General features: G+C 60.7%; 1 pseudogene. It reads left to right on the top strand.

The features are described from left to right. Window positions 1–114: 114 nt before the first annotated feature. Window positions 115–552, top strand: a pseudogene (locus NKI49_RS33315) (hypothetical protein); the annotation flags it as partial.

Below are 552 nucleotides of genomic sequence, written 5' to 3'. Positions count from 1 at the left end.
CCAGTGCATGATCCCGGCCCTCAAGTGGATACATCGCCATGGGAGGCGCAACTCATGGTGCAAGGGAGCGGACAAGAACACGCCGCGGCGCCCTACGCCGGAGGCAGTGGGTCGATGCTGGGTGCCTCGGTACTGCAGCCGGGTCACTCAACGGCGCGCCATCATGATGCGCCGGATTCGTCAGTGGTTGATCTGAATCCCCCCGCACCGTTCGACGCACAGAAATCGCAAATGTCAGTCGAACACTTGCAGACTATCAGCACGCTTCCCGGTCACGAGCCGCTTGCTCCGTCTGAACTGCGCCACGCGGCACCGGCGTCGGTTTCAAATTTGGACAGGAGGATCGAAGAGACCGCGGCACAAGCTCATGGCCACGCAGGAGAGCAGGGACCCATCTCTCGAGCTCAACAAGTCGCGCCAGCGCCGTTTGAACGGCACTTGGGCAAGACGCGCGAGGCCCAGGACGGACTGACGAGTACACTTGACAGGAGCAACCTCGTGAACAGCGGGGGCGTCATCATAAACAATGAACATTACACAGCGCTGTTGAGA

Source organism: Mesorhizobium sp. M0587 (assembly GCF_040320945.1).
GTDB lineage: Bacteria > Pseudomonadota > Alphaproteobacteria > Rhizobiales > Rhizobiaceae > Mesorhizobium.
The sequence above is the reverse complement of the archived record's forward strand: the minus strand, read 5'-3'. Positions and strand labels throughout refer to the sequence as shown.